The sequence below is a fragment of the Nonomuraea sp. NPDC050786 genome (genome assembly GCF_040654115.1).
Classification (GTDB): domain Bacteria; phylum Actinomycetota; class Actinomycetes; order Streptosporangiales; family Streptosporangiaceae; genus Nonomuraea.
Window position 1 is genome coordinate 143459 of sequence record NZ_JBFAHJ010000018.1, and the last position, 26736, is coordinate 170194.

24 protein-coding genes are annotated in these 26736 nt (G+C 73.3%); 12 read left to right on the forward strand and 12 right to left on the reverse strand.

Annotated elements, in window-relative coordinates; translation table 11 throughout:
* The first annotated feature begins 97 nt into the window (after window positions 1-97).
* Entirely contained in the window at window positions 98-1087 is a 990-nt protein-coding gene (locus AB0H84_RS29535; protein ID WP_357611265.1) for a LacI family DNA-binding transcriptional regulator, read from the forward strand.
* Window positions 1088-1109: 22 nt separating this feature from the next.
* On the opposite strand, the gene AB0H84_RS29540 is transcribed toward AB0H84_RS29535, so the two are convergent.
* Window positions 1110-2018: a cyclase family protein gene (locus tag AB0H84_RS29540; protein ID WP_357611066.1), complete on the reverse strand. Its 909-nt coding sequence runs from the start codon at window positions 2016-2018 to the stop codon at window positions 1110-1112.
* Window positions 2019-2049: 31 nt separating this feature from the next.
* On the opposite strand from AB0H84_RS29540, the gene AB0H84_RS29545 reads away from it, so the two are divergent.
* A complete protein-coding gene (locus AB0H84_RS29545; protein WP_357611069.1) occupies window positions 2050-3201 on the forward strand; it encodes a serine hydrolase domain-containing protein in 1152 nt (383 codons plus the stop codon).
* A gap of 12 nt (window positions 3202-3213) precedes the next feature.
* Here the strand turns inward: AB0H84_RS29545 and AB0H84_RS29550 are convergent, their stop codons facing one another.
* Together AB0H84_RS29550 and AB0H84_RS29555 are read right to left on the reverse strand one after the other, a co-directional pair.
* Window positions 3214-3945 carry an SDR family oxidoreductase gene (locus tag AB0H84_RS29550; protein WP_357611072.1) on the reverse strand — a complete coding sequence of 244 codons (732 nt, stop codon included), beginning with the start codon at window positions 3943-3945 and terminating at the stop codon, window positions 3214-3216.
* A complete protein-coding gene (locus tag AB0H84_RS29555; protein WP_357611075.1) occupies window positions 3945-4535 on the reverse strand; it encodes an isochorismatase family cysteine hydrolase in 591 nt (196 codons plus the stop codon). The genes AB0H84_RS29550 and AB0H84_RS29555 overlap by 1 nt, the downstream gene beginning before the upstream one ends.
* A gap of 136 nt (window positions 4536-4671) precedes the next feature.
* On the opposite strand from AB0H84_RS29555, the gene AB0H84_RS29560 reads away from it, so the two are divergent.
* The 7 genes from AB0H84_RS29560 (at window position 4672) to AB0H84_RS29590 (ending at window position 13925) form a co-directional block, all read left to right on the forward strand.
* Window positions 4672-6393 (forward strand): protein kinase, encoded by a 1722-nt coding sequence (locus AB0H84_RS29560; RefSeq protein ID WP_357611078.1) that lies wholly within the window; start codon window positions 4672-4674, stop codon window positions 6391-6393.
* Between the two features lie 51 nt (window positions 6394-6444).
* Entirely contained in the window at window positions 6445-6807 is a 363-nt protein-coding gene (locus AB0H84_RS29565; protein WP_357611080.1) for a Zn-ribbon domain-containing OB-fold protein, read from the forward strand.
* The gene (locus AB0H84_RS29570) at window positions 6804-7127 is read left to right on the forward strand and encodes a VOC family protein (protein ID WP_357611083.1); all 324 of its coding nucleotides are present in this window, start codon (window positions 6804-6806) and stop codon (window positions 7125-7127) included. Before AB0H84_RS29565 ends, AB0H84_RS29570 begins: the two co-directional genes overlap by 4 nt.
* A gap of 15 nt (window positions 7128-7142) precedes the next feature.
* A complete protein-coding gene (locus AB0H84_RS29575; protein ID WP_357611086.1) occupies window positions 7143-8651 on the forward strand; it encodes a class I adenylate-forming enzyme family protein in 1509 nt (502 codons plus the stop codon).
* Window positions 8652-8695: 44 nt separating this feature from the next.
* Entirely contained in the window at window positions 8696-10747 is a 2052-nt protein-coding gene (locus AB0H84_RS29580; RefSeq protein WP_357611089.1) for an acetate--CoA ligase family protein, read from the forward strand.
* On the forward strand, window positions 10734-11483 hold the full coding sequence (locus tag AB0H84_RS29585; protein ID WP_357611092.1) for a glucose 1-dehydrogenase: 750 nt from the start codon (window positions 10734-10736) through the stop codon (window positions 11481-11483). The genes AB0H84_RS29580 and AB0H84_RS29585 overlap by 14 nt, the downstream gene beginning before the upstream one ends.
* 315 nt (window positions 11484-11798) lie before the next feature.
* On the forward strand, window positions 11799-13925 hold the full coding sequence (locus AB0H84_RS29590) for a CHAP domain-containing protein (RefSeq protein ID WP_357611094.1): 2127 nt from the start codon (window positions 11799-11801) through the stop codon (window positions 13923-13925).
* A 7-nt stretch (window positions 13926-13932) separates the two neighbouring features.
* Here AB0H84_RS29590 and AB0H84_RS29595 read toward each other — a convergent pair whose 3' ends face one another.
* The 3 genes from AB0H84_RS29595 to AB0H84_RS29605 are packed head-to-tail and all read right to left on the reverse strand — an operon-like array spanning window position 13933 to window position 16801.
* Window positions 13933-14742, reverse strand: a complete 810-nt coding sequence (locus AB0H84_RS29595) for a TIGR03619 family F420-dependent LLM class oxidoreductase (RefSeq protein WP_357611097.1) — start codon at window positions 14740-14742, stop codon at window positions 13933-13935.
* Window positions 14739-15701: an acyl-CoA dehydrogenase family protein gene (locus AB0H84_RS29600; protein WP_357611100.1), complete on the reverse strand. Its 963-nt coding sequence runs from the start codon at window positions 15699-15701 to the stop codon at window positions 14739-14741. Before AB0H84_RS29600 ends, AB0H84_RS29595 begins: the two co-directional genes overlap by 4 nt.
* A complete protein-coding gene (locus AB0H84_RS29605; protein WP_357611102.1) occupies window positions 15698-16801 on the reverse strand; it encodes an acyl-CoA dehydrogenase family protein in 1104 nt (367 codons plus the stop codon). Before AB0H84_RS29605 ends, AB0H84_RS29600 begins: the two co-directional genes overlap by 4 nt.
* A 63-nt stretch (window positions 16802-16864) precedes the next feature.
* Between AB0H84_RS29605 and AB0H84_RS29610 the strand changes: the two genes are divergently transcribed.
* Window positions 16865-17908, forward strand: a complete 1044-nt coding sequence (locus AB0H84_RS29610; protein WP_357611105.1) for a helix-turn-helix domain-containing protein — start codon at window positions 16865-16867, stop codon at window positions 17906-17908.
* Here the strand turns inward: AB0H84_RS29610 and AB0H84_RS29615 are convergent.
* Together AB0H84_RS29615 and AB0H84_RS29620 are read right to left on the reverse strand one after the other, a co-directional pair.
* Entirely contained in the window at window positions 17886-18863 is a 978-nt protein-coding gene (locus tag AB0H84_RS29615) for an alpha/beta hydrolase (RefSeq protein ID WP_357611108.1), read from the reverse strand. The genes AB0H84_RS29610 and AB0H84_RS29615 overlap by 23 nt on opposite strands.
* 75 nt (window positions 18864-18938) lie before the next feature.
* On the reverse strand, window positions 18939-19607 hold the full coding sequence (locus AB0H84_RS29620; RefSeq protein ID WP_357611111.1) for a type 1 glutamine amidotransferase domain-containing protein: 669 nt from the start codon (window positions 19605-19607) through the stop codon (window positions 18939-18941).
* A gap of 73 nt (window positions 19608-19680) precedes the next feature.
* Here AB0H84_RS29620 and AB0H84_RS29625 point away from each other — a divergent pair, with 73 nt between their 5' ends.
* On the forward strand, window positions 19681-20562 hold the full coding sequence (locus AB0H84_RS29625) for a LysR family transcriptional regulator (RefSeq protein WP_357611113.1): 882 nt from the start codon (window positions 19681-19683) through the stop codon (window positions 20560-20562).
* A 3-nt stretch (window positions 20563-20565) separates the two neighbouring features.
* Here the strand turns inward: AB0H84_RS29625 and AB0H84_RS29630 are convergent, their stop codons facing one another.
* On the reverse strand, window positions 20566-21366 hold the full coding sequence (locus tag AB0H84_RS29630) for a helix-turn-helix transcriptional regulator (protein WP_357611115.1): 801 nt from the start codon (window positions 21364-21366) through the stop codon (window positions 20566-20568).
* An 87-nt stretch (window positions 21367-21453) separates the two neighbouring features.
* Here AB0H84_RS29630 and AB0H84_RS29635 point away from each other — a divergent pair, with 87 nt between their 5' ends.
* Window positions 21454-22176 (forward strand): dienelactone hydrolase family protein, encoded by a 723-nt coding sequence (locus AB0H84_RS29635; RefSeq protein WP_357611118.1) that lies wholly within the window; start codon window positions 21454-21456, stop codon window positions 22174-22176.
* Here AB0H84_RS29635 and AB0H84_RS29640 read toward each other — a convergent pair.
* From AB0H84_RS29640 to AB0H84_RS29650, 3 genes are read right to left on the reverse strand one after another with little or no spacing between them, the layout of a single operon-like run.
* Window positions 22168-22908 carry an ABC transporter ATP-binding protein gene (locus tag AB0H84_RS29640; RefSeq protein ID WP_357611121.1) on the reverse strand — a complete coding sequence of 247 codons (741 nt, stop codon included), beginning with the start codon at window positions 22906-22908 and terminating at the stop codon, window positions 22168-22170. The two genes, AB0H84_RS29635 and AB0H84_RS29640, sit on opposite strands and share 9 nt — an antisense overlap.
* Window position 22909: 1 nt before the next feature.
* The gene (locus AB0H84_RS29645; protein ID WP_357611123.1) at window positions 22910-25510 is read right to left on the reverse strand and encodes an ATP-binding cassette domain-containing protein; all 2601 of its coding nucleotides are present in this window, start codon (window positions 25508-25510) and stop codon (window positions 22910-22912) included.
* The gene (locus AB0H84_RS29650) at window positions 25507-26736 is read right to left on the reverse strand and encodes an ABC transporter substrate-binding protein (protein ID WP_357611126.1); all 1230 of its coding nucleotides are present in this window, start codon (window positions 26734-26736) and stop codon (window positions 25507-25509) included. Before AB0H84_RS29650 ends, AB0H84_RS29645 begins: the two co-directional genes overlap by 4 nt.

Below are 26736 nucleotides of genomic sequence, written 5' to 3' on the forward strand. Positions count from 1 at the left end.
CGTCAAGGGCTCCGGCGAGCAGGCAGACTTCTGACCGGGAAGACGTTCTAGTGGAGGACTTGAAGTGGACGACGTGACTGTCCCCCGCCGCAGCACCATGGCGGACATCGCCGCCAAGGCGGGGGTCTCGCCTTCGACGGTGTCGAAGGTGCTTCACGGCAGATCGGATGTCTCTCCGCAGACCCGCGGCCGCATCCAGCGGCTGCTCGGCCAGCACGGCTACACGCTGCCGGGCCACGGCGAGCATCCCGGCGGCCTGATCGAGTTCGTCATCAACGAGCTGGACAATCCCTGGGCCGTGGAGCTGATCCGCGGGGCCGAGGAGGCCGCGCAGGCCGAGGGCATGGGCCTCGTCGTGTCGGCCGTGCACCGGCGGAGCAAGCTGGCCCGGCACTGGCTCGAGGCGCTCGGCAACCGGGGATCTCTCGGCGCGATCCTGGTCGTCTCCGAGCTCTCCGCCGAGCAGGAGCGCGAGCTGGGACGGATGGGCATCCCGTTCGTCGTGGTGCAGCCGTCTGAGAACGACAACCCCGACACCCCGGCGGTCGGCTCGACGAGCTGGCAGGGCGGGTTCTCGGCCACTCGGCACCTGATCGAGCTCGGCCACCGCAGGATCGCGATGATCACGGGTCCGGCGGGGCGGCTGACCTCACGGGTGCGACTGGACGGCTACCGCGCGGCGCTCGACCAGGCCGGGATCGAGCCCGACCCCGCGCTGATCCGGCACGGCGACTACTCCCACGAGCCCGCCTACCACCTGTCCCTGGAGCTGCTGCGGCTGCCGGACCGGCCCACGGCCGTGTTCGCGGGCAACGACCTGCAGGCCCTGGGCACGTACCGCGCGGCCGCGGAGTGCGGGCTGCGGGTGCCGGAGGACGTCAGCGTGGTGGGCTTCGACGACCTGCCGTTCGCCCAGTGGGTCGCCCCGCCGCTGACCACCGTGCGCCAGCCGCTGGCCGACATGGCCGGCATGGCCGTCAGGCTTCTCGTCCAGCTCATCAACGGCGAGCAGCCGGAGACGCCGCGCGTCGAGCTGGCCACCCGGCTGATCGTCCGCGAGAGCACCGCCCCGGCCGCTACGGCCTGACGAGCGATCGGAAGCGTCCAGGTCAGAGGATCGCCAGCGGGGTGACCGGGCTCCCGGTGCCGCCCTCGATCCTGAGCGGCGCCACCACGAACACGAACTCCGTACGGCCCGCCGCCCCCAGCTCCTCCAGCCAGAGCATCTCGACGAGGTGCACGCCGTGCCGGTGGAGCAGGATGAGGTGCAGGTCGTCGATGAGATCCTCGTCGGCGAGCCCTCGGGCGTCGAGCCCGCCGATGGCGGCGTTGTCCGAGGCCACCACCGACACGTCGTGCGCCGCCAGCCAGCGGCCCGCGTCGGCGGAGAGCCCCGGCTGGCCCGCCCAGTACTCCTCGCGCGAGCGCCGCCACACCACGGGCCATCCGGTACGGATCACCGCGGCGTCCCCGGGTCGCGGCGTGGCGATCTCCGCCAGCAGCTCCGCCGGGATCCTGAAGTCCGCGGGCAGGTGGTCGAGCCCGAGGTGCCGGGCCACGTCGAACAGCACGCCCCGCGCGACCACGCCGCCCACCTGCTCGATGCCGCACCTGGTCGCGCCGTAGGAACGGACCCTGGCCGCCGGGTGGCCGTTGTAGAGCTCGTCGCCCGACCACATGTGGCACAGCGCGTCCATGTGGGTCGTGGTGCCGTGGTGGCTGACGACCAGGGCGTCGTCGGCCACGTACAGGCCCTCGCCGATCGGGCGCGCGCCGGCCGCGTAGTCGCCGCCGTCCACGGACATGAAGTGCTGCGGCAGCGGGCGGCCGGGCAGGTGCGGGACGGTCGTGGGCGCGGGCGAGGAGGTGGCGCCCCTGATCGGCATGGCCAGGCTGAGCACCTCGCCCGTGGTGGCGCTGCGCAGGGCGTCGAGCACCACGGCCGGGGTGAGCAGATTGAGGGTGCCGCGCTGATCGTCTGGGCCGAAACGTCCCCAGTTGTTAGGCTCGTGAACCAAGTAAGCGCTTCCTTTCTCATGCGGAGGTCTGATGCACTGCGATCCGCGGTTCTCCCGCGTGCGCGAGGTGTTCGAACGGCAGCTCGCCGACGGCGCGGAGCTGGGTGCCGCCTTCGCGGTCTACCTGGACGGCGAGCTGGTCGTGGATCTGTGGGGCGGCGTGGCCGACCGGCACACGGGGCGGCCGTGGGAGGCCGACACGCCCGCCTTCGCGTACTCCTGCACCAAGGCGATCACCGCCACCGTGCTGCTGCAGCTCGCCGAGCGGGGGCTGGTGGACGTCTCCGGGGCGGTCGCCGACGTGTGGCCGGAGTTCGCGGCCAGGGGCAAGGGGGCGGTCACCGTCGAGCACCTGCTCACTCACCAGGCCGGGCTGCCGGTGGTGGAGGAGCCGGTGCCGGTGGAGGAGTTCGGGGACCTGGCGGCCATCGCGGCGCGCCTCGCCGGTCAGGCGCCGCTGTGGGAGCCGGGATCGGCGCACGGCTATCACGCGCTGTCGTACGGGTTCCTGGTCGGAGAGGTGATCAGGCGGGTCACCGGCAAGTCGGTCGGCGAGCTGGTCGCCGCGGAGATCGCCGAGCCGCTGGGGCTGGAGCTCTGGGTGGGGGCGCCGGACACGGTGATCGCGCGTACGGCGCGGCTCAGAGCAGGCGAACGCCCCCGCGCGGCGGTCACCGAGGCCACCGGCGGGGTGCCGGATGTGCTGGCCGAGATGGCGAAGGCGGCGCTCGATCCGCAGAGCCTCATGAACCGCTCGCTGGCCAACCCCGGCATGCACCTCCTCAAGGGCGGTGCGAACCACCCCGACATCCTGCGGGCGGGCTGGCCCGCGGCCGGGGTCGTGACCACGGCGAGGGGGCTGGCCGGGTTCTACCGATCGCTGATCGCGGGCGACCTGCTGCGCCCCGAGACGCTGCGCGACGCCGCTCGCCCCCGCGTGCACGGCCCCGACCGGGTGCTGCTCCTGGAGACCTCGTTCGGACTCGGTTACATGCTGCCGTCCATGACGTTCCTGATGCCGTCCCAGAGCGCGTTCGGCCACTCGGGGCTGGGCGGCTCGCTCGGCATGGGCGACCCGGGGAGCGGCCTGGCCATCGGCTACGTCATGAACAAGATGGCCGACGCCGTCTCCGGCAATCTGCGCGGCCTCCGCCTGGTGCAGGCCGTCTACGACTCGCTCTGACCGCATGACGGCTCAGTGCATGGTCACGCCGCCGCTCACCGAGAGCGTCTGCCCGGTGATGTAGGCGGCGCGATCCGTGCACAGGTAGCCGACCAGGCCCGCCACGTCGGCCGGGGTTCCGAGGCGGCGCAGCGGGATGCCGCGCGCGATCTTCTCCACCAGCCCCGGCTCGGCCGCGGACACCCGCTGGAGCATCGGCGTGTCCGTGGGGCCGGGGCAGACGACGTTCGAGGTGACGCCCGCCCGGGCCGCCTCCCTGGCGAGCGTCTTGGCCAGGCCGAACAGGCCCGCCTTGGTCGCCGCGTACGCCCCCTCGCCGCCCGAGCCCGCCCGCGCGCCGTCGGAAGAGACGAACACCAGCCGCCCCCAGCCCCTGGCCGTCATGCCGGGCAGGAGCAGCTTGGTGAGCAGCATCGGCCCGCGCAGGTTGACCTGCCACATGAGGTCCCAGCCCGCGGGGTCGCTCTCGGTGAACGGCTCCACGATGGACACCCCGGCGTTGTGCACCAGGATGTCCACCCGGCCCACCGCTCCGGCGAACTCCTCGACGGAGGCGGGCGAGGCCAGGTCCACCACCACCGCCCGCCCGCCGGGCAGGCCCGCGGCCACCGGCTCCGCGTCCCGCACGTCGGCCACCACGACCTGCGCCCCCAGCGCGGACAGGTCCGTGGCGATGGCCGCGCCGATCGCGCCCGCTCCCCCGGTCACCACCGCCACGCGCCCGTCCAGGCGCAGCCCGTCCATCACTTCCAGCTCTCCACGAGGTCGGCGGTGGTGACGCGGGTGGCGAGGAGGCTGATCGTGTGTTTCAGCACGGCCCGCGCGTACTCCTCGGGGATGCCCGCCACCGCGTCCCTGGCCACGCTCACCCGGTAGCCGAGGTTGACCGCCTCCAGCGCCAGGCCCGGGATGCCCAGGTTGAGCGACACGCCCGTCGCGACCACGGCGGTCACGCCCAGGGAGCGCAGCGTCACGTCGAGCGAGGTCCCGGTGAACGGGGAGAAGCCGTGGTAGCGACGGCTCTCCAGGTCGCCGCCGTCCCACAGCTCGGGCATGACCTCCGCGGCGGCCGTGCCCTCCAGCATGTGCTCCGGGTCCTTGAGCAGGGAGACGATGAACGGGCAGTTGCCGGTGTGGGAGCCGGAGCGGTCAGGGCGGAAGGCGGCCGTGCAGTGGATCACCGGGATCCCGGCCGATCTGGCCGCGTGGAGGAGGCGGGCGGTGTTGGCCACGACGTCGTGCCGGTCACAGGCAGCCACCAGGTCCGGAAATTTCGTGCGATCGCCGACGACGCCCCGCTGCATCTCCATCACCAGCACGGCCACGCGCTCCACGGGCGACCTCCGTCGATTTAGCCGAGCGCTTGCTTGGGGACGACTCAGCATAGCACCACGGAAAATCTTCGGTCGTGACAACCCCAACCCCAGGTGAGACCGTCGAATTGAGGACGGCTGCTTATGGGGGTTCGACTTGGTCCCTGGTTACCGCGAAGTACGCCAGCTCGGCGCGGGCCGCACCGGCCGCGTGTTCCTCGCCACCTACCAGCAGACGGGCGCGTACGTGGCGATCAAGTATCTGAACGCCACCTTGCGCAGGGACGCCGAGTTCATGGAGCGCTTCCGGTCGGACACCCATGAACTGGTCGAGATCGACGATCCGAACGTGGTCCGGATCTACGAGTACGTCGAGACCCCCACCAGGGCCGCCGTCGTCATGGAGCTGGTGGACGGCGTGTCACTGCGTACGCTGCTGACCGAGCACCGCGGGATCAGCCCGGAGGCGGCCCTCGCCGTGCTGAAGAGCACGCTGCTGGCCCTGGCCGCCGCGCACGAGCGGGGCGTGCCGCACCGCGACGTCAAGCCGGAGAACATCCTGGTCCAGGCGGACGGCAGCAGCAAGCTGGCCGACTTCGGCGTCGTCGTGCACGCGGAGGAGCCGGACGTGCCCGCGGGCAGCCCGGAGTACATGTCGCCCGAGCTGTGGACGCAGGGCCGGGCGGGGCCGCCCGCCGACCTGTACGCGGCGGCGTGCCTGCTCTTCGAGGCGGTCAGGGGGCGGCCTCCCTACCGGGCGGTCAAGGAGGGCCCGTCCGGCGGCGACGAGGGGGCGCTGGACGTTCCCGCCGTGCGGGACAAGCACGTGGCGGAGCCAATCCCGCTCGAGTTGACCCCCGACACGCTGCGCGACCTGCTCAAACGCGGGATGGCCAAGGATCCGGCGGCCAGGTACGCCTCAGCCAGGCAGTTCGCGGCCGAGGTCGAGGAGGACGCGGTCGCCGGCTACGGGCCCGACTGGGAGAAGCGGGGGCGGCGGCACCTGGGCGAGCTGGCCACGCTGATGGCGCTCCGGTTCCCGCTGGCCAGGACCGACGGGGCCGCGGGCATCCCGCTGAGGGACCGGGTGCTGCGGATGCCCCGGCTGCCGCCGCACTTATGGGTGGCGGGGGCGACGGTGGTCGCGGTGGCGGTCTCGCTCATGGTGTCGGGCGGGCGGCTGCCTCCCGGTCCTGGCACGATCCTGATGCCGCCGCCCAGGACGACGCCGGGCGAGCCGGAGCCGACGCCCGTCGACGCGGCCACGCCCACCCGGACCCGGACGTCGGCCGCGCCCCGCCGCACCGCCCCCTCCCCCACTCGCCTGCCGACCGGGTCCGCGCCTCCTCCTCCACCCACGACCCACCAGGACGGGAGCTCCGTGCCGCGTCCCGCCGCCGTCCGCTACGCCGGCATCGTCGGGTGGAGCGGCACGGCGGGGGCGATCAAGATCTCAGCGGACGGCACGGGGCCCGTGCGGCTGCGGATCTCGTACACGCGGCGGGACGGGGAGGGCGGGGTCGCGAGGACGGTGCGGCAGGAGAGCCGCACCTTACGGGGCAGCACGTCGTACACCAGCGGCGTGGCGCACGATCCCGGGAGCGTTTCCTGCGGCGAGCGGGCGTACGTCGGGATCGTCGTCATGACGGAGCCCGCCGCGGCGAACGGGCCGCAGGTGAGCGAGGTCGCGGTGGACGGCCCCGCCTGCCCCGCTCCCACCCGGTCCGCCACGCCGGCGCCCACCCAGGAACACAGCACCCCGGCCCCCACGCCGTCGGGGACCGAGCAGTCGTTCGCCCGCCCGTCGGACGAGCCCACCGCCTCCGGTGACGGGTTGCCGCGGCTTGTCTCGACTCCTCTGGACGAGCCGTCACCATAGGCCGCCCGCGGGCCTTGTGAGGCAACCAAGCGTGCGCTAGCTTGGCAAGCGATGAGCGGTGACACCTCTGCGTACCGGGCCGCCTGCGCGCGCGGCGAGCTGGTCGTCCAGCGCTGTACGTCGTGCGACCGCCGCGTCCACCTCCCCGAGGCCGACTGCCCCTGGTGCGGCGCGGGCGAGCTCGTGTTCGAGCCGGTCGTGGGGCAGGGTGTCGTGCACACGTTCACCGTCGTGCACCGCTCGTTCGCCCCTGGCTACCGGGGCCGGGAGCCGTACGTGATGGCCTGGGTGGACCTGCCGGAGGGCGTGCGGGCGTTCGGGCACGTGGTGGGGTGCACCCCGGACGACGTACGCATCGGCATGCCGGTACGCGTGACGTTCATCGACGAGCTCCCCCATTGGAGGCCCGAGTGAAGCTCGGCAACGTGCTGATCCCCGTCGCCGACCTGGACGAGGCGATCGCCTTCTACGGCCTGCCGGTGAAGTTCAGGGACGGCGACAGGTTCGCGGCGCTGGACGGCGGCGGGGTCACCGTGGCGCTGGCCGGGCCCGCCGAGCACGTCACCGCCTCGGTCGCGCCGTCGTACAAGGTGGACGATCTGGACCAGGCCGTGCGGGAGATGGCGGCGCGCGGCGGCGAGGTGGTGCGGGAGCCCGAGAAGGGGCCGCATGAGACGCGGGCCGTGCTGCGCGATCCCTCAGGAAACGTCTTCGTGCTCTATCAGCCCCTCTGACTGGAGGCAGCCCCCATGGCGCGATCACCATACGGGAACTACGGCCACGCGATACTGACCGCCGGAGCGCTGCGCACGCCCGACCGGGTCGCGCTCACGTACTGCGGCGAGCAGAGCTTCACCTACGACGAGCTCAACAGGAACGTCAACCGCCGCGCCCACGCCCTCCTCGCCAAGGGGATCACGCCGGGCCGGAGGGTGGCGGCGCTGCTCAACGAGACGTTACGGGTGGCCGAGGTCTACCTGGCACAGGCCAAGATCGGGGCGGTGACGGCGGCGCTGAACCCGTACTGGCCGGTGGAGACGCTGCGTGACGTGGTGGCGGCCTCGGGGTGCACGGCGTTCATGTACGACGCGACGGTCGAGGGCGTGGTCGAGCAGATCAAGGACTCCCTCCCGGCCGTGACCACGTGGATCGACGTGCGCGACCTCGAAGGCGGCTCCGAGGAGGAGCCGCCGATCAGCGGCCGGTACGACGACCCGCTGGCGCTCTACTACACCTCCGGCACGACGGGGCTGCCCAAGGCGGTCGTGCACACGCACGCGTCGTCCATGGCCACGGCGCAGATCTGGCTGGACGTGCCGCGCGGGCCCGACTCGGTGTTCGGGACGGGCGCGATCATCTGGGGGATCGGCTTCCCGGCCATCGTCGGGCCCGCCCTGTACGCCGGGATGCGCCTGGTGCTGGAGCAGGACTGGGGTCCGGCGAACTTCCTGCGCGTCGTCCCCCGCGAGCGGGTCACGCACCTGTCGCAGATACCTTCGTTCTACTCCGCGCTGCTGGCCTCGCCCGACCACGAGGACGTGGACCTGTCGTCCATCCAAGTGATCATGCTCGGCGGCGAGCCGCTGACCAGGACCATGCTGGACCGGATCAAGGCCAGGCTCCCGCAGGCGGGCGTGTACTCGTACTACGGACAGACCGAGGCCCCGTACACGTGCATGGGCCGCGTGGACGACGGCTCGACCCCGCTCGGCTCCTCGGGCCGCGCCCGCACCGGGAACGCGGTCCGGATCACCGACCCGAACGGCGACCGCGTGATCGACGAGGTCGGCGAGATCAACCTGGCCGGGCCGCACCGGATGACCGGCTACGACGGGCTGCCGGAGCGGACGGCGGAGGTGCTGCGCGGCGAGTGGTACGTCGGCGGCGACCTCGGCACGCTCTCCGCCGACGGCGTGCTGCGCGTGCTGGGCAGGCGGGAGGACGCGATACTCAAGGGCGGCGTCTGGACCCAGCCGGCCATGATCGAGGAGGCGGCCTCGGCGCTGGACGGGGTGGCCGAGGCGGGCGCGGTCGGCGTGCCGGAAGGGGCCTCCGAACAGCGGATCCTGCTGGCGGTCGTGCCGCGCGCCGGGCACCCGCTGGAGGCGTCCAAGCTGGCGCTGGCCCTGGCCGACGCGCTCCCCGAACATCAGCGGCCCGACCACATCGTGGTGGCCGACCAGCTGCCGCACTCGCAGGACGCCTCCGGCGGGCCCGGCAAGCTGCTGCGCGGGAAGATCCGCGAGCTGCTCGGGTGAGCGGGCACGAGGGTGTCCAGGTGAGCGCGCATGGGGCAGCTCAGGTGAGCGCGCACGAGGCTGCCCAGGTGAGGGTGAGCGTCTACGAGCACGAGGTCAAGGCGCTGCTCAGCGAGGCCGGGGTGCCGGTGCCGCGCGGGGTGGTGGGGCGCGACCTCGACTTCTCCCGGGCCGCGGAGCTCGCCGAGCCGCTGGTGCTGAAGGCGTTCGGGCCGGGGCTGGTGCACAAGTCGGACGTCGGGGCCGTCGCGCTCGGGCTCTCCAGGGACGAGCTCGAGGCGGCCGCGGCCGGCATGCGGGCCCGGCTCGACGTCGCGGGCTTCCTCGTCGAGGAGCAGGCCGAGGCGGGGGTGGAGCTGATCGTGGGCCTGGTCCGGGACCCGGGCTTCGGCCCGGTGCTGCTGGCCGGGCTGGGCGGCGTCTGGACGGAGGCCCTGCGCGACACGGCGCTGCGGCTCTGCCCGATCTCGGAGGAGGACGCGCGGCGCATGCTGGCGTCGCTGCGCGGCTCTTCCCTCCTGTACGGACGCCGCGGCGGCCCGCCCGTGGACGTGGACGCCGTGGTCAAGCTGCTGATGACGGTCGGCGGCCCCGGCGGGCTGTGGGAGCGGCTGGAACTGGGCGAGTTCGAGCTGAACCCGGTCATCGCCGGCCCTTCGGGGGTGATCGCGGTCGATGCCCGGTATCTCCCCTCCCCGGAACCTGCCGGGTCCGGGACATCCGGCGCCGCGACGGACTTCCTGCCGCTCTTCGAGCCCCGGGCGGTGGCCGTCGTCGGCGCCTCCACGACCCGGCCGAACTTCGGGAACATGTTCCTCGGCTTCTACCGGGCCGCGGGCATCCCGCTGGTGGCCGTGCACCCGTCGGCGTCCGAGGTCGCGGGGGTGCCGGCCGTGCCGTCCCTCGCCGAGGCGGACGTGGACTACGCCCTCGTGGCCGTGCCCGCCGAGCGGTGCGCCGAGGTGGTGCGGCAGGCGTACGGGGTGCCGTTCGTGCAGGTGATGAGCGGCGGGTTCGGCGAGGCGGGGCGGCCGGAGCTGGAGGCCGAGCTGGTGGAGGCGGCGCGGGCGGCGGGGACGCGGCTGCTCGGGCCCAACTGCATGGGCGTGTACTGCCCGCGGGGGCGGCAGACGTTCGTGGGAGGCGGTCTGGGGCCCGCCGGCTCCGTGGCGCTGATCTCGCAGAGCGGCGGGCTCGCGGGCGAGGTGATCAAGGTCGGGGAGCGGCGCGGGCTGGCGTTCAGCCGGGTCGCCACCGTCGGGAACTCGGCCGACGTGACCCCCGCCGAGCTGCTGCGCTGGCTGGCCCGGGACCCGCAGACGCGCGCGGTCGGGCTGTACCTGGAGGATCCGCGTGACGGGCGCGAGCTGTCCGAGGCGCTGCGCTCCGCGGAGATGCCGGTGGTGCTGCTGGTCGGCGGGCGCACCGGGCAGGGGCAGGAGGCGGCCGCCTCGCACACCGGCGGCATGGTGAGCGACCGGCGGGTCTGGGAGGCCGTGGCCGAGCAGGCCGGGGCGGTGCTGGTGTCCAGTCAGGACGACCTCATCGGGGTGCTGGCGTACTTCCAGGCGCACGGCTCTCGCGCCTCCGGCGCCGACGGGGTGCTGGTGGTGGGGCCGAGCGGGGGCGCGAGCGTGCTGGCGGCGGACGCGTTCGACCTGGCCGGGGTCCGGCTGGATCCGCTGCCCGGCGAGGCGCCGGACGCGCTGCGCGGGCTCGGCGTGGTGGCCTCGGGCAATCCGCTCGAGGTGCCGGTGGGGCCGTTGGGGCGGGCCGCTCTCGTGCCCGACGTGATCGCAGCTCTGCTGCGGCACCGAGCGTACCGCGACGTGGTCCTGCACGTCAACGTCCAGGCGTTCTTCACGTACGGGGACGCGGCCGAGCCCTTGTACGCGTACGCGCGGGCCGTGGCGGGGGCGCAGGAGGCGCTGCCCGGCACCCGGATCGCCCTCGTCACCAGGAACGGCGAGTGCGCGCCCGCAGGCGTCGAGGACGAAGTGAGGCGGATCGCGGCGGCGGCGGGGATCCCCGTCTACCGCTCCATGGAGGCGGCCGCGGTGGCCGTCGCGGCAGGAGGACTTTATGGGGCTGCTTGACGGAAAAGTGGCGTTGATCACCGGCGGGGCTCGCGGCATGGGGGCGGCGCACGTGCGGCTCTTCCTGGAGGAAGGGGCGCGGGTCGTCTTCGGTGACGTGCTGGACGAGGAGGGCAAGGCGCTGGCCGATGAGACGGGGGCCACGTACGTCCATCACGATGTGACTCTCGCCGAGGACTGGGCGCGGGCGGTGGCGACGGCCACGGAGTTGCACGGCCAGCTGGACGTGCTGGTCAACAACGCCGGGATCCTGAAATTTCGCCGCATCGCCGACATGTCGCCCGACGACTTCGATCGCGTGATATCCGTGAACCTCAAGGGCACCTGGCTGGGGATCAAGTCGGTGATCAGCCCCATGAAGGCGGCCGGGCGCGGCGCCATCGTGAACATCTCCTCGATCGAGGGCTACGTCGGGGCGGAGGGGCTGTCGGCGTACTCGGCCTCCAAGTTCGGCGTACGCGGCCTCACCAAGTCCGCCGCCCGCGAGCTCGCCCGCTTCAAGATCCGGGTCAACTCGGTGCATCCGGGCGCGATCAACACCTCCATGGCGATGGATCCGGACCTGATGAACGAGGTCGACGCCGACGCGTTCCTGAAGTCCATGGTCATCAAGCGCTTCGCCAAGCCGGTGGAGGTGTCGCACGTGGTGGCGTTCCTGGCCTCGGACCGGGCCAGCTACTGCACGGGAAGCGAGTTCACGGTGGACGGCGGCCTCCTGACCGGCGCCGGCTACTGACGCACGAGGGGACGATCAGCGCCGACAGCGGCGTGGAGGGCGTAGGGGCCCTCACCTGGGCATGCCATAGATCTTTTTGGATTAAACCTCCGAAGCTTGGACATTTCTGGCAACATCTTTGACCAGCGGTTTCCTAGCCTAGGAAGGCTTGAACCTCTCTTGGCTCGTGCTTGACCTGCCTTGACCGCAAGGTAGCCTCGCTCATCACGGAAGACGACAAGCCTCCGGTTTTGTCACAATGGCCCCTGGGTACCCCCTTTACCCGGATTCATGTTGACAAACCCGGTCTTGCCCGGAAGGTTCCCCGATACTTCCATGACGCCAGAGATCCATAAGTTCATCGAGCTGCTCGAAAGCCAGATCGGCTACTCCGAGAAGGCCGATGACTACACCAAGTTCGGCGACTGGTACGGCAAGAACGTGGAGTTCGACGCCGACTACAGCTCCGCCCCGTGGTGCGACATGTACCTGTCGTGGGCGGCGCACAAGCTCGGCTACCAGGACTGGATCGGGCAGTTCGCGTGGACGGTCTCGCACGCGAAGTGGTTCAAGAAGCAGGGAGCGTGGGGCCACAAGCCCAAGCCCGGTGCCATCGTCTTCTACGACTGGAGCGGGTCGAACGACATCGACAAGATCGACCACGTCGGCATCGTGACCAGGGTCGAGGGCAACACGATCTTCACCATCGAGGGGAACATCGACGGAGGCGTCGCCAAGCGCAAGGAACGCGACACGAGCAAGGTCGTCGGGTACGGCTACCCCGAGCGCGTCAAGGCCCGCCTGGACGAGGAGGCGGCCCGGCAGGCGCGCGAGGCCCAGAAGAAGGCCGAGGAGCAGGCCGCGCTGAAGCAGGGGCCGGGCACCGACGTCGGCGCGCTCCAGTTGCCCGGGAACGAGGCGCTCACCTCTTTGATCCCCCAGAACCAGATCATCATGCAGGACCCGATGGAGGAGCCCGGCAAGGCCCCTGTCACCGGAAGCGCACCGGCGAAGAAGTCCCCCCAGACCGCTCCCACCGCCGCCCCCGCCCCCAAGGTCACCACCGGCACCGTCACCGACAGCACGGCCGCCGAGGCCCCGCAGCAGCAGCCCAAGAAGGCCAAGCACGCCAAACCGACCACGGCCGACACCACGGCGGCGACCGCCGAGCCCCTCCCCACGCACGCCGACGCCTCGGTCACGGGCCCGCTGCCGAGCATCTCCTCTCCGACGCTCGTCGGCACGACCCTGGTGGCCGCGCTGGCGCTGCTCGCCGTGGCCAAGACCCGCCGCCTCCGTACGGCCCCGGTCGCCGCAGGAAGCACGGCCCCCCGCTCCAACACCAACCGCCGCCGTCGCCGCCGCACCTCCACGACGACGACCACACCGGTACGGGCGAGCCTGGCCCTGGACAGCACCCAGGACACGCCCCAGCCCACCGCGGCTCTGGACGCCATCACGCTGGACACCGCCCAGCTCACCACCGCCGCGGCCGCAGCCGCTGTCGAGTCGGCCGCCACGTCGTCCGCCTTCACGGCCATCGCCTCGTCCGCCCTCCGGCGCAGCACGGACATCGATGCCGCCGCCCAGGCCGCCCGACACGGCGCGGGCCTCGACGCCGCCGCCCACGCCGCCCGACACAGCACGGGCCTCGACGCCGCCGGCCAGGACGTCCGGCACGGCGCGGACTCGGACGCTTTCCGGCGCCTCACCGTCTCCGGAACGCGGGGCTCCGACGGCTCGGAGGCCTTCGGCCGCACCGCCGCCACCCGCGGTGCCAGGCACCGGCGGCGCCCGCTCGACACCCGCCCCTTCGACCTCGCCACGGACGCCGCACCGCGTGACATCACCGCGACGGGACCGATCGAGATCGTGCTGGACACGGGACCGCTGGAGCGCTTCGTCGACACCGGGCCCTTCGAGCGCATCGTCATCCCGGGCGCGACCAGCGCGTTCGACGCCTTCGCCCCGACCGGAGCCATGGGCGGCGACACCTTCGCCACTGCCGGAGGCACGGGCGGCAACGCCTTCACCCCCGCCGGAGGCACAGGCGGCAACGCCTTCGACGCTCCCGACATCGGCGCCACCTACCGGGGACGTCGCCGCCGCCGCGAGCACCCCGTCGAAGACGGCGCGGCGTTCGCGACCGACCAGCCCCTGCGCGGCCGGCGCCACCGCAGGCCGTCGCCCGCTCCGCAGGGCGTCCACGTCGGCGGCGCTCAGGAGCACCCGCTGAGCGGCCGCCGCCACGCCACCACCCCGCTGCCGCCTCGCCGCGACGACGACCGCGAGCTGGTCGGCGCCGGCACGAGCACCCGCACGAGCATCGGCACAAGTGCCGGCACGGGCGCCGACTCCCAGGCGGCCACGAGCGCCGCGGCCCAGCCGGCCAGGAGCGCGCCAGGCCACGCGGCCAGGAGCACCCCGAGCCAGCCCAGAAGGCGGGGCCGGCACCGCGCCTGACCGGCCCTCATACTCCATAGTCGGCGGCGAAGGCGGCCAGCCGGGACACCGCGTCCCGGCTGCGCGTCCAGGGACGCACGATCAACCGTTCCACCCCCACCGCCGCCCAAGCAGGCACCTCGTCGGGCGAGGACAGCGCATACGCGTGCGCGGTCACCGGCACCCCCGCCCCCAGCCGGTCGAGCTGCGGCTTGATCGACTCGAGGGTGTGCGGCATGCTGATCCACCCGTCACACAGCCGGGCCGCCCTGCGCAGCGCGGCGGCCGACTCCCCGCCCGCCAGCACCGGCAACCGACGCTGCACCGGCTTGGGCTCGAAGGCGACCTCGGGAAAGGAGTAGAACCTCCCGGAATGGGCGACCACGGGCTCGCTCCAGAGCCGCCTGACCACCTCGATCGCCTCGTCCAGCCGCGCTCCCCGCGTGCGGAACTCGACCCCGGCCGCCTCCCACTCACCCCGGTACCAGCCCGCGCCGACCCCGCAGATGGCCCGTCCCGACGAGACCACGTCGAGGGTGGCGAACGCGCGGGCCGACACGAAGGGGTGGCGCAAAGCGAGCAGCTGGACCGCCGTGCCGAGCTTGACGCGGGAGGTGAGGGCGGCGAGCCAGCAGAGGTACGCGGGCGCGTCGAACAGCGGCGTCGTGGGCTTGATCCCCGGCTCCGACGTGCCCGGATAGGCGGCCGAGGACAGGTCGGTGGCGAAGACGAGGTGCTCCGGCAGCCACACCGACTCGAACCCCAGCTCGTCCGCCGCCACCGCCACGTCCTTCCAGGCGGCCGGGTGCAGCAGCCCGAGCGGCACGCCGAACTTCACGGGTACCTCCCCAGGTCACCGTCCATCACGGCGGCGCGCACGCGCTCGCGGTGGACGGCCGTGGTGCCGTACGCGGCCGACAGCGACCAGGCCCGCGCGAGCCAGAACCGCAGATCCAGCTCCTCCGTGTACCCGATCGCCCCGTGCACCTGCAACGCCACCCGGGCCGCCAGGACGGCGGCCTCCCCGGCGGCGGCCTTGGCCGCGCTCACGTCACGTTCGACGCCGGGGACGGCCCGGTCCACCGACAGTGCCGCCCGATGCACCAGCGGCGCGGCGAAGTCGACCGCGACGGCCACGTCGGCGAGCTGGTGCTTGACCGCCTGGAAGGAGCCGATCGGGGCGCCGAACTGCGTCCGGACCTTGGCGTAGGCCACCGAGACCGCGAGCAGTTCCCTGGCGATCCCGATGAGCTGGGCGGCGGTGGCGACCGTGGCCCGCCGCAGCGCCGGCCCGGCCGATCCGGGCAGCCGTTCGGACTCGTCGAAGGCCACCTCGAACAGCGGCCGGCACGGGTCCACGCCGGCGCGAGGCGTCAGGCGGGCGGACTCCCTGGCGACCAGCCGCAGGCCGTCGGCGGCGGCCACGACGATCAGGTCGGCGAGGTCGGCGTCCGGCGCGTACACCTGCCCGGGTGGCAGCACGCTCACGCACACGGCGCCCGAGGCCAGCTTGGGAGCGCCCCCGACCAGGTACGGCGCCGCGACGGCGGTCTCCACGACCGGCCCGGGAAGGCACGCCCGGCCGACCTCCTCCAGCGCGGGCAGGAGATCGGTGATCCCGAGCCCCAGCCCGTCGCTCTCGGGCGGCAGGAGCAGCCCGAAGAACCCGAGCGCGGCCAGTTGCTCCCAGCCGGGCCGTCGCTCCGTGCGCAGCGCGGCCGGCGGGCAGTGGGCGCGCAGCACGTCGCGCACGGTCGCGCCCAGCGCGAGCTGGTCATCGGTGAATCCGAAGTTCATCGCGGCAGCCCCAGAACCCGTTCGGCGATGATGTTGCGCTGGATCTCGTTCGTGCCCGCGTAAATGGGCCCGGCCAGCGAGAACAGGAACCCGTCCAGCCAAGGCGTCTCCCCCGCCCGCTCCCCCAGCAGCTCCATGGCCAGGGCATGCATGCGCAGGTCCAGCTCGGACCAGAACACCTTCCCCATGCTGGCCGCCGACCCGATCTCCTCCCCCGCCATGAGCCGCCGCGCCGTCCCGAACGTGTGCAGCCGGTACGCCTCCGCCTCCACCCAGCACCTGGCGGCCCGATCGGCGAGCGCCGGATCGCCCGAGGAGCGGGCCAGCGCGACGAGCCGGTCGGCGGTGGCCAGGAAGCGGCCGGGGCTGCGGAGCGCGAGGCCGCGTTCGGAGGAGGTGGTGGCCATCGCGACCCGCCACCCTTCGCCGACGTCGCCGAGCACCATCGACTCGTCGGCGAAGACCCCGTCGAAGTGCAGCTCCGCGAAGCCGGGCAGCCCGTCGAGCTGCGCGATCGGCCGCACGGCGACGTCCGTGAGGGGGAACAGGAAGTACGTCAGCCCCCGGTGCCGGGTCCCGGACGTGCGGAACAGGCCGAACCCGTGCGTGGCGTACGCGGCCCGCGAGCTCCACGTCTTGTGCCCGTACAGCCGCCAGCCGCCGGGCACGGGCTCGGCGCGCGAGGTCAGCGCGGCCAGGTCGCTGCCCGCCTCCGGCTCCGACCAGGCCTGCGCCCACACGTCGTCGCCCCTGGCCATCCTCGGCAGCCACCGTTCGCGCTGCTCGGGCGTGCCGAAGCGCATCAGGGACGGGCCCAGCAGGAAGATCCCGTTCTGGGTCACCCGGGCGGGGGCCCCGGCGGCCCAGTACTCCTCCTCGAAGATCAGCCACTCGAGCAGGGAGGCGCCGCGTCCGCCGTACTCCTCGGGCCAGGAGACGACGGACAGCCGTGCCTCCGCCAGCAGCGCCTCCCAGGAGCGGTGCGCCGCGAAGCCCTCGGCGGTGTCCATCGACGGGAACGACCGCGGCACGTGCGCGCTCAGCCAGTCGCGAACCTCGGCACGGAAGCCCTGCTCGGCCGGGGAGAAGTCGAGATCCACGAACACCAACCTAGCGCACGCTTGGTCACTCGAACAGTCGCTTTCCGGCATAGTGTGTTGGCCATGCAGGGACTGCTGCTGCGGCTCTCCACGCTCGACGCGGACGCGGAGAGCGCGGTGCGGGTCATCGCCTACTTCGACTCGCTGCTTCGCGACCACGTGAGCGTGCCCGTGCTGCTCGCGGCCACGGCCCGGCTGGCGCAGTGCCCGGTCGGGCTGCTCGACGGGGCCACGGGCCGCCGCTTCCGCACGTCGCCCGGCGGCGCCGTGGAGACCCCGGCGGACGTCCCGTCCCAGGTCAGGCAGTTGAGCGACGGGCTCGGGGCCGTCTGGATGGAGCGCGAGGGCCTGCCGCACGGGCTCGACGAGATCGTCCTCGAGCGGTACGCGGTGGCGGCGGAGGTCACCCTCGAACGCGCGGCCGCGCTGGAGCGTTCAGGACGGGACCCCGCCCTGGTGGAGCTGGTGCTGTCGGCGGAGACCGGCGAGGCCGAACGCGCCCGCGCCCTGCGCCTGCTCGGCTTCGCCCCGTCCACCCCGCTCCAGGCCCTCGCCATCGCGCTGCCCGACCGGGGCCTGGCCTCGGGCCTGCGCGCGATGGGCCACCAGGTACGCGCCACGACGATCGGCGACACGGCGGCGGTCCTGGTGGCCACGACGCTGCCCAGCGAGCTTCCCGACGGGTCGCGGGTGGGGATCGGCCCCGAGCTGCCCGGCGAGCGGGCGGCGGAGTCGTGGGCCGGCGCGCGGACCGCGCTCCGCTTCACCGGCCCGCACGACCGCGTGATGCGCTGGTCGGACCTGGGCGCGCTGGCGCTCTTCGCCGACCTGCCGGAGCCCGCGGTGGCGGGGCTGGCCGACGTCCAGGCCATGGAGCGGCTCGGCGACGAGGCCGTCGCGGCGGTGCGGGCGCTCTGCCTGGCGGGCTCGCTACGCGGCGCGGCCACCGCCATGCACCTGCACCACAGCTCGATGGCCGCGCGCATCGCCCGCGCCGAGTCCGTGCTGGGCTTCTCGCTCGCCGACCCGGCCGGACGCCTGCGCGCCCACCTCGCCCTCGCCCTGGTACGCCTGCGCGCCAACCTCAGAGCCGGTACGCGCGCTTGAGCGCCGCCAGCCGGGCCGCCCGCGCCCGCTTGCTGAGCTCGGCGTCCGGGACCATCCCGTCGAACCCGTGGAAGGCCCCCGGATAGAGGTGGAACTCGGTGGACACCCCCGCCTGCGACAGCCGCAGCGCGTAGTCGATGTCCTCGTCCCTGAACACCTCCAGCTCGCCGACGTCGATGAACGCCGGAGGCAGCCCCGCCAGGTCCTTGGCCCGCGCCGGCGCCGCGTACGGGGGCACGTCGTCGGTGCCGATGCGGTCGCCGAGCAGGGCGGTCCAGCCGAAGAGGTTCGCGGTCCTGTCCCACACCACGGCCTCGGTGAACTCGTGGCTGGACGGGGTGATGTTGCGGTCGTCCAGCATCGGGCAGACGAGCAGCTGGAACGCGACGTCGGGGCCGCCCCGGTCGCGGGCCAGCAGCACGGTGGCCGCGGCCAGCCCGCCGCCCGCGCTGGCGCCGCCGACCACGATCCGCGCCGGATCCATGCCGAGCTCGGCCGCCGACTTGGCGGTCCACACCAGGCCCGCGTAGCAGTCCTCGACCGGCGCGGGATGCGGGTGCTCCGGCGCCAGCCGGTAGTCCACCGAGACCGCCACGCACCCGAGCTCCTCGACGTAGCCGATCATCATGGCGTCGTCGATCTCGGGCGTGCCGATGATCATCCCACCGCCGTGGATCCAGTAGAGCCCCGGCCGCCCCTCGCCGTCCTGCGCCGGACGGTAGATCCTGACGCGCACGTCGGGGGCGCCCTCAGGCCCCGGAACGTGACGATCCTCGATCACCACGTCAGTCCCGGTGGGCGGGGCGGCGGCGAGGAAGGCGTTGACCTGCGCCCGGTGCCCGGGCAGCTCCTCGGGCGTCAGGCTCGCCATGTCGAACGTCGGGAGGGGGGTCCGTTCGAGCGCGGCGCGGATCTCCGGATCGAGGTTGGGGTGGAAAGCCATGAGATCTCCCATCTACGGAGGCTACCCCTCGATGCTCGGAGCCCAGGCAGCGACACACAAGCCGCCATCCGGCGGCGATTGCGCTCCTCAGGCCCGCCGTTCGGCGAGCACCTCGAGCACGCGCTCCGCGAGGGGCGCGGCGCTGGCCGGGTTCTGGCCGGTGGCGAGGCGGCCGTCCACCACGACCTGGGCCTGCCAGTTCGCGCCCGGCTCGTGCCGGGCGCCCCGCTCCACCAGTTTGTCCGCCAGCAGGAACGGCACCACGTCGGCCACGCCGCGCAGCTTCTCCTCCTCGTTGGTGAACGCCGCCACCCGCTTGCCCGCCACCAGGTAGGAGCCGTCGGACAGGGTCAGGTTGACCAGCGCGGACGGGCCGTGGCAGACCGCCGCCACCACGCCGCCCCTCTCGTACACCTCGCGCCCGACGCGGATGACGTCGGGATCGTCGGGGAAGTCCCACATGGTGCCGTGGCCTCCGGCGTAGAGCACGGCGTCGTAGCGGGAGGGGTCGGCGTCGGCCAGGCGGCCGGTGCCCTGCCGCTCGACGAGGGCGACGAACTCCGCCTGGGCCCGGTCGTCCGGGTCGAACCCGTCCTGGGGCGGCTGCCCGCCCCGCACGCTGGCCACGTCCACCTCGTATCCGGCCTTGCGGAAGAGCTCCCACGGGTGGGCGGCCTCCGGCACGTAGTAGCCGGTCCGCTCGACGCCGCCGAGGTCGTCATTGCTGGTCAGTGCTATCAGGATGCGCTTGCTCATGCCTCACAGCATCGCTCCGCGGAGCCATCAGCCACAAATAACGAAGCAGCGCCTGAGCTATCAGAATAGTGATATGTCGCCTCTCTCGCTCGACCTGCTGCGCACCTTCCTCGCGGTGTACAGGACCGGCTCCCTCACGGCCGCCGCGCAGACCCTCGGCCTGTCGCAGCCGGCCGTGACGGCGCAGGTCAAGGCGCTGGAGTCGGTGCTGGACCGGCCGCTGTTCGACCGGCTGGCGCGCGGGGTGGCGCCCACGCCCGCCGCCGACGAGCTGGCCCGCCGGGTGGCGCCCTCGCTCGACTCGCTGGACGAGGTGGTGGAGTCGGAGCTGCCCTCGGACGCGGCCGTGCACCTGGGCGGGCCCGCCGAGTTCCTGTGCGAGGAGGTGATGCCGATGCTCGCCCCGCTGGTGCGCTCGAGGCTCCGGCTACGGACCACGCTCGGGCTGTCGGACGACCTCCTCGCGGACCTCGCGGCCGGACGCCTGGACCTGGTGCTCTCCACGATCCGGCCCCGGGTGCGCGGCGTGCAGGCCGAGCCCGTCTACGACGAGGAGTTCCTGCTGGTCGCCGCCCCCTCCCTGGCGCTTGCCGGCGCCGGGCCGAGGGAGCTGGCGGGCGTGCCGCTGGTGGCCTATGCCGAGGACCTGCCCATCGTGCGCCGCTACTGGCGGACCGTGTTCGGCCGGCGGCCCTCGATGGCGGCCCAGGTCGTCATCCCCGACCTCCGCGGCGTGCTCAGCGCCGTCAGGGCCGGGATGGGCGTCTCCGTCCTGCCCGCCTACCTGTGCCGCCGCGACCTGGCGGCGGGCACGCTGGTCACGCTGGCCGAGCCCGACGAGGCGCCCATCAACACCGGCTACCTGGCCGTCCGCTCGGGCGCGCTGGCGCGGCCCGCGGTGGCGCGGGTACGGGCACACCTCATCGAGGCGTTCAGGACCGCTCCCACCTACTAGCCACTAGGCCGACCACGAGGCGAGCAGCCGCAGCGACTCCTCGTCGGCGCCACCCGGCTCGGGATGGAGCAGCATGAGCCGCTGCCCCGATCCGCCCGGCAGCTCGAACGTCTCGTAACGCAGCACCAGCTCGCCCACCACCGGATGCGTGAACCGCTTGACGCCGTCGGCGCGCTCCTTGACGACGCGACCGGCCCACAGGGTGCGGAAGCGCCGGCTGCGTACCGACAGCTCGCCGATCAGGGCGGTCAGCGCCGGGTCGTCGGGGTGGCGGCCGGTGGCGAACCGGAGCTGCCCGACCGTGGCCCTGAGCACCTCATCGCGGTCCGCGTAGACGCCGGGCTCGGAGAGGAAGTTGTATCGGGCCAGGTTGGCGCCGGGGTGGCAGAGGCCCGGGAAGAGGGCGGCGGCCAGCCGGTTCCAGCCGAGCAGGTCGAGCCGGTGGTCGGTGTGGAGGGCCGGGATGTCCGTCATCCGCTCCATGAGCTGCGCCAGCTCCGGCCGCGCCCCGCCGGACGGCCGCGACCTGCGGGGCCGCGGCGTGGCCAGGTCGAACAGGTGCGCCCGCTCGGCCTCGCTCAGGGCCAGCGCCGTGGCCAGCGACTCGATCACGGACGCGGACGGCTGGGAGGTCCGCCCCTGCTCGAGGCGTACGAGGTATTCGACGCTGATGCCCGCCAGCTCGGCCAGCTCCTCGCGGCGCAGCCCGCGCACCCGCCTGCGCGGCCCGCTCTCGAGCCCCACGTCCTCGGGCGTGACCTCGTTCCTGCGGGCCTGGAGAAATGCCCCGAGTTCCCGGTTCATAGGGACAAGTCTGCCTGGCCGGGACACGTACAGCCTGCCACTGCGCGTACCTGGATACCCCTGGGTCGGGGCGGGCATGCTGCCCTCATGTGCCATTCCACCGACAGCCGGCCGCCCGCTCCGCCGATCCAGGGCGAAGTGGCCTCTCATGGGCAGACAGAGCTGACCGCCGCCGACGGCAACCGGTTCCTCGCCTACCGGGCCGAGCCCGCCGAGCCGAACGGGCGCAGCGTGGTGATCCTGCCCGACGTGCGCGGGCTGCACCCGTACTACCGCGACCTCGCCGTGCGCTTCGCCGAGGCGGGCTTCCGTGCGATCGCGATCGACTACTTCGGCCGCACGGCGGGCCTCGGCGACCGGGGCGACGAGTTCGACTACATGACGCACGTCAAGCAGCTCCACAGCGACCACGTGCGGGCCGACGCGAGGGCGGCCACCGAGGCCCTGGACGGCCCGGTGTTCACGGTCGGCTTCTGCATGGGCGGCGCGCACTCGTGGCGGCAGGCGTACGAGGGGAACGGCCTGGCGGGCGGCATCGGGTTCTACGGCGCGCTGCGCGCCATCGAGGAGCCGAAGACCGGGCCGGGAGCGCCCCTGCTGATGCTGCTGGCCGGCGCGGACACGGCGACCACGCCCGAGCAGTTCGCGGCGTTCGAGGCCGCGCTGGACCGGGCCGGCACGGAGCACGAGAAGGTCGTCTACGACGGCGCTCCCCACTCGTTCTTCGATCGCTCGTACGCCGAGTGGGCGGACGCCTGCCAGGACGCCTGGCGCCGCATCCTGTCGTTCACCGAGCGCCGCTCAGCCTAGGTAGGCGGACCGGACGACCGGGTCCTGCCTGATCTCGCCCGGCGTGCCGGTGGCGATCACCTTTCCGAGGTCGAGCACGACGATCCGGTCGCACGTGTCCATCACGAAACCCATGTCGTGCTCGACCAGCAGCACGGTCGTGTCCAGGGCCTTGACGACCGCTCCCAGGCGGGCCGTCTGCGAGGCGTCCAGGCCCGAGGTGGGCTCGTCCAGCAGCAGCAGGCGGGGCCGGTCGGCGAGGGCCCTGGCCAGCTCGACGAGCCGGCGCTGCCCGACGGGGAGGGCGGCGGCGTACGCGTCGCGCAGCGGGGTGAGCCCGCACAGCTCCAGCACCTCGGCCACGCGCTCGCCGCGCTCCCGCTCGAGCCGCCGGCGGGCGGGCCAGGCGACCAGGTCGGCGGCGAGCCCGCCACCGCCGCCGTGCCAGTCGAGCGCGGCCAGCACGTTCTCCGCGACGGTGAGCCGCCCGAACACCTGGGTCCGCTGGAACGTGCGCCGCACCCCGGCCCTGGCCCGCCTGAGCGGGGAGACGCCGGTCAGGTCCCGGCCCGCCACGCTGACCCGCCCCTCGCTCGGCCTGCGCAGCCCGGACACCACGTCGAACAGCGTCGTCTTCCCGGCGCCGTTCGGCCCGATCACGCCGCAGACCTGGCCTCCGGCGACCTCGAACGACGCCTGGTCCAGCGCCCTGACTCCGCCGAACGCCACCGACACGCCCTCCACGGCCAGCATGTCACCGCACTCCCAGGTAGGCGGCGGTCAGCCGCTCGCTGTCCACGTCCGCGCGCGGCCCCGCCCAGGTGACGCGGCCCAGCCGCATGAACGCCACCCGGTCGGCGACGGCCAGCGCCTCGGTGGCCTTCTCCTCGACGATCAGCAGCGCCACCCCGCGCGAGCGCAGCTCGGCGAAGACGTCGAACACCTGCCGCACCACCATCGGCGCCAGCCCCAGCGACGGCTCGTCCGCGATCAGCACCCGTGGCGGCCGCACCAGCGCCGGGGCCAGCGTGAGCAGCTGCTGCTCGCCGCCGGACAGGGCGCCGGCGGGCACGTCGCGGCGCGCGGCGAGCTGGGGCAGGCGCTCGTAGACGGGAGCGGGGTCGGCCAGCCAGGTCCGCAGGTTCTCCTCCACCGTGAGGCCGGGGAAGACGCCCCTGCCCTCGGGAGCGAGCAGGATCCCGGCCCGTGCCCTGCGGTGGGCGGGCCAGGCCGTGACGTCCTCGCCGCCCAGCAGGATCCTGCCGCTGGTGACGGGGAGGTCTCCGGCGGCCGCCGCGCAGGTCGTGGACTTGCCCGCGCCGTTCGCGCCGAGCAGCGCGACCACCTCGCCGGGGTTGACTGCCAGGTCCACGCCGCGCAGCACGGTGCAGTCCGCGTAACCGGCGACGACGCCCTCCAGCCTGAACAGCGGCCCCTCGGCCCGCGCGGGAGAGAGCGACGGCCGGGGCTCCGACGGGGCAGTGCGGCGGTGGCGCACCCCGGCGAGCTGGGTGAGCACCCCGTCGGGATGCCTGGCCAGGATCATCCCGCCGGCCCCGAACAGGATGGCCCCGACGTGCGCGGACACGCCCCAGGCGGCGAGCAGCTCGGGCACCGCCACCGCGATCAGGCCGCCGAGCACCGCGCCGCCGATGCGCCGCACGCCCTGGAGCACGACCACGGCCAGCCACACGAACCCGGAGAACGCCGGCAGGTCGGTCGCGGTGATCGACCCTTTGGAGACCGCGAACAGCACCCCGCCCAGCCCGGCGATCGCCGACGCCAGCGCGAACAGCATGATCTTGGTACGGGGCGCCGACAGCCCCGACGTCGTGGCCGCGGCGGGCGCCGACCGGACCGCGAGGATCGCCCGCCCGGAGACGGACCTTTCGAGGTTCCGTACGAGCAGGGCGACCCCCGCGATCAGCACGAGCAGCACCACCACCCGCACCCGGGCGTCCGAGGTGTCCGCGAAGCCGAGCCCGAGCGCGGGCACCGGCCAGCCGATGGTCCCGTTGCTGAACGCGTCCACCTGGAAGAGCACCTGGTCGGCCAGCAGCGCCATGGCCAGCGTGGCGAGCGTCAGCACCCGGCCGCCCAGCCGCAGCGCGGGCAGCGCCACCAGCATCCCCGCGGCGGCCGCCGCCGCCACGCCCAGCAGGATCGCCACGATGAACGGCAGGCCGGAGGAGAACGCCCACCCGCAGGTCAGCGCCGCCATCGAGGCGAAGGCGGCCTGGGCCAGATTCACCATGCCGCCGATCCCGGTCACCACCACGAACGAGCAGAAGATCAGCGCCAGCACCAGCCCCTGCGCGGCCACGCCCACGTAGTACTCGGACGCAAGGAAGGTGAACGCCAACAGCGCGACCAGGCCCACCGCCCAGGGCAGCCGCCGTCGCCAGGGCGGCAGCCCCGCCAGGTGGTCGGGCGGCGGCGCGTCCTCGGCCGCGCTGCCCGCGACCCGCTCGCGCGACCGGTTCAGCAGGACCAGCCCGGCGAAGAGCAGGATGACCGGCACGGCCGTGCGCAGCCCGGTGACCTCTTCGAGGAAGTCGGTGTACCCGGCGACGAGGTTCTGGATCACGCCGAGCGCGAGCCCGGCGGCGAACGTCCACGGGATCGAGCGCAGCCGCCCGAACACCGCCGCCGTGGCCGAGGCGAACAGCAGCACCGTGTACGCCGTCGCGTCCAGCCCCAGCACGGACACGGCCAGCACGCCGGCGAGCCCGGCCAGTCCCGAGCCGAGCATCCAGGCCAGCGCCGAGGTGGCGTCCGCGTCGATGCCCCGGAGCGTGGCCAGGCGGCGCCGGTCCACGGTCGCCCGCATGCGCAGCCCGTACGGCGAATGCCGCATGAACAGCCAGAGCCCGGCCGCCGCCACCGCCGAGAAGCCGAACGTGATGAGCTGATCGGTGTCCAGCCGGGCGCCCAGCACGTCGAAGGAGAGCGCCGGGTGCGGGCCGATGCCGCGCGGCAGCGAGGTCGCGTCCGCGCTCGGCAGCCCGGCCAGGTCCACGACCAGCAGGCCCAGCGCGGGCAGCGCGATCGTCAGGCCGATCGTGGCGACGATCTGCGCGGTCCCCCCCGCCTGCGCGAGCCCGCCGAACATCGTCCTGTGCAGCGCGTACCCGAGCGCGGGCGCGAACAGCGCCACCGATACCAGGGCGGACAGCCACGCGGGCAGCCCGGCCGCCGCGTTCAGCTCGTAGAAGAGCAGGGCGGCCAGGAAGCCGATGGCGCCGTGGGCGAAGTTGAACACCCCGGTCGCCGCGTACGAGAGCGTCAGGCCCGATCCCATGACGGCGAAGACCGCCCCGGTGACCAGGCCGCTGAGCACGTAGCCGACGATCATTTCAGCGGCACGTTGTCGAAGCACTTCATGCTCTTGGCCACCTGGAAGGCGCCGTGCACCAGCTTGACCAGGGCGCCGCAGCCGTTCGGCTCGCTGTGGTCCTTGGGGTACTGGATCCTGCCGAACCCGGCGTTCTCGTAGAGGTAGTCGCCGTTGCCGGTGGCCAGGAACTTCTCGCGGGTGAGGTCCTTGCCGGTCTTGTTCAGCATGTCGAGGAAGATGTCGGCCGACCAGTAACCGATCGCCATGTGCTGGGTGAGCACGGCGCCCGGCGCGACCTTCTCGACGTCCTGCTTGAGGCGGGCGATCTCGGGCGCGGTGGACTCGAACGGCTCGAACATGGGCGCCGCGATCACGCCCTCCAGGGCCTGCGCGCTGGCCGGGTCCTTGAGTATGGCGGCGTCGTAGCTGGTGGCGTCGGTCAGCACGCCCTTGTAGCCGGCCCGCTTGAGCGCCGAGTACAGGCCGACGTTGAACTTGGTGCCGGCGATCACGGAGACCACGACGTCGGGGGCCTGGCCGGCGTCCGAGGTCATGATCTTGTTGACGTACGGGAGCCAGTCAGGGGGCGGTGCGGCGGCCGGGAGGCCGGAGTTCACGCCGACCAGCTGGAAACCGGCGGCGGCGAACGACTGGGAGATCGTGGTGCCGCCGTACTTGCTGCCGCTGGAGTCGGAGGTCTGCACGTAGACGCTCTTGCCCTCGGCGCCGCCGAGCAGGTCGGCCAGCTGCCGGCCCCACCACGTCTGCGAGCCCGCCCCCTGCTTGGGCGCGAGGCAGCCGTTGTAGCCGAAGCCGGTCCTCGTGCCGCACCACTGCGGGCCCGTCGCCCAGCCGAACCACGGCACGCCCTGCTGCTCGAGGAAGGCGGCGCCGCCGAAGTTCGGGGCGTGCACGGGAACGAGGGCGAACACCTGGTCCTTCTGCACGAGCTTCTTGGCCGCCGTGTCGCCCTTGGCCGCGTCCTGGCCGTCGTCCTCGGCCCCCACGAACTCGATCTTGCGCCCGTGCACGCCGCCCTCGGCGTTGGCCCGCTCGAACCTGGCCTTCGCCCCGATCTCGGCGTCCTTGGTGGAGTAGCCGCTGGCGCTGGTCTTGGTCAGCACGCCGCCGACCTTGACCGTCGTGTCGGTCACGCCGGGCGCCGCGCCGTCCTTCGCCGGGCCGACCGCGCTCTTCTGCTGGGCCGCGCACCCGGAGACGAGCAACGTTACTGTGAGTGCCAC

Coding starts and splice junctions, on each gene's coding strand:
- AB0H84_RS29535 (WP_357611265.1), top strand. CDS start 98: ATGGCGGACATCGCCGCCAAGGCGGGGGTCTCGCCTTCGACGGTGTCG.
- AB0H84_RS29545 (WP_357611069.1), top strand. CDS start 2,050: ATGCACTGCGATCCGCGGTTCTCCCGCGTGCGCGAGGTGTTCGAACGG.
- AB0H84_RS29550 (WP_357611072.1), bottom strand. CDS start 3,945: ATGGACGGGCTGCGCCTGGACGGGCGCGTGGCGGTGGTGACCGGGGGA.
- AB0H84_RS29565 (WP_357611080.1), top strand. CDS start 6,445: ATGAGCGGTGACACCTCTGCGTACCGGGCCGCCTGCGCGCGCGGCGAG.
- AB0H84_RS29575 (WP_357611086.1), top strand. CDS start 7,143: ATGGCGCGATCACCATACGGGAACTACGGCCACGCGATACTGACCGCC.
- AB0H84_RS29585 (WP_357611092.1), top strand. CDS start 10,734: ATGGGGCTGCTTGACGGAAAAGTGGCGTTGATCACCGGCGGGGCTCGC.
- AB0H84_RS29590 (WP_357611094.1), top strand. CDS start 11,799: ATGACGCCAGAGATCCATAAGTTCATCGAGCTGCTCGAAAGCCAGATC.
- AB0H84_RS29600 (WP_357611100.1), bottom strand. CDS start 15,701: ATGAACTTCGGATTCACCGATGACCAGCTCGCGCTGGGCGCGACCGTG.
- AB0H84_RS29610 (WP_357611105.1), top strand. CDS start 16,865: ATGCAGGGACTGCTGCTGCGGCTCTCCACGCTCGACGCGGACGCGGAG.
- AB0H84_RS29615 (WP_357611108.1), bottom strand. CDS start 18,863: ATGGGAGATCTCATGGCTTTCCACCCCAACCTCGATCCGGAGATCCGC.
- AB0H84_RS29620 (WP_357611111.1), bottom strand. CDS start 19,607: ATGAGCAAGCGCATCCTGATAGCACTGACCAGCAATGACGACCTCGGC.
- AB0H84_RS29625 (WP_357611113.1), top strand. CDS start 19,681: ATGTCGCCTCTCTCGCTCGACCTGCTGCGCACCTTCCTCGCGGTGTAC.
- AB0H84_RS29630 (WP_357611115.1), bottom strand. CDS start 21,366: ATGAACCGGGAACTCGGGGCATTTCTCCAGGCCCGCAGGAACGAGGTC.
- AB0H84_RS29635 (WP_357611118.1), top strand. CDS start 21,454: ATGTGCCATTCCACCGACAGCCGGCCGCCCGCTCCGCCGATCCAGGGC.
- AB0H84_RS29640 (WP_357611121.1), bottom strand. CDS start 22,908: ATGCTGGCCGTGGAGGGCGTGTCGGTGGCGTTCGGCGGAGTCAGGGCG.
- AB0H84_RS29645 (WP_357611123.1), bottom strand. CDS start 25,510: ATGATCGTCGGCTACGTGCTCAGCGGCCTGGTCACCGGGGCGGTCTTC.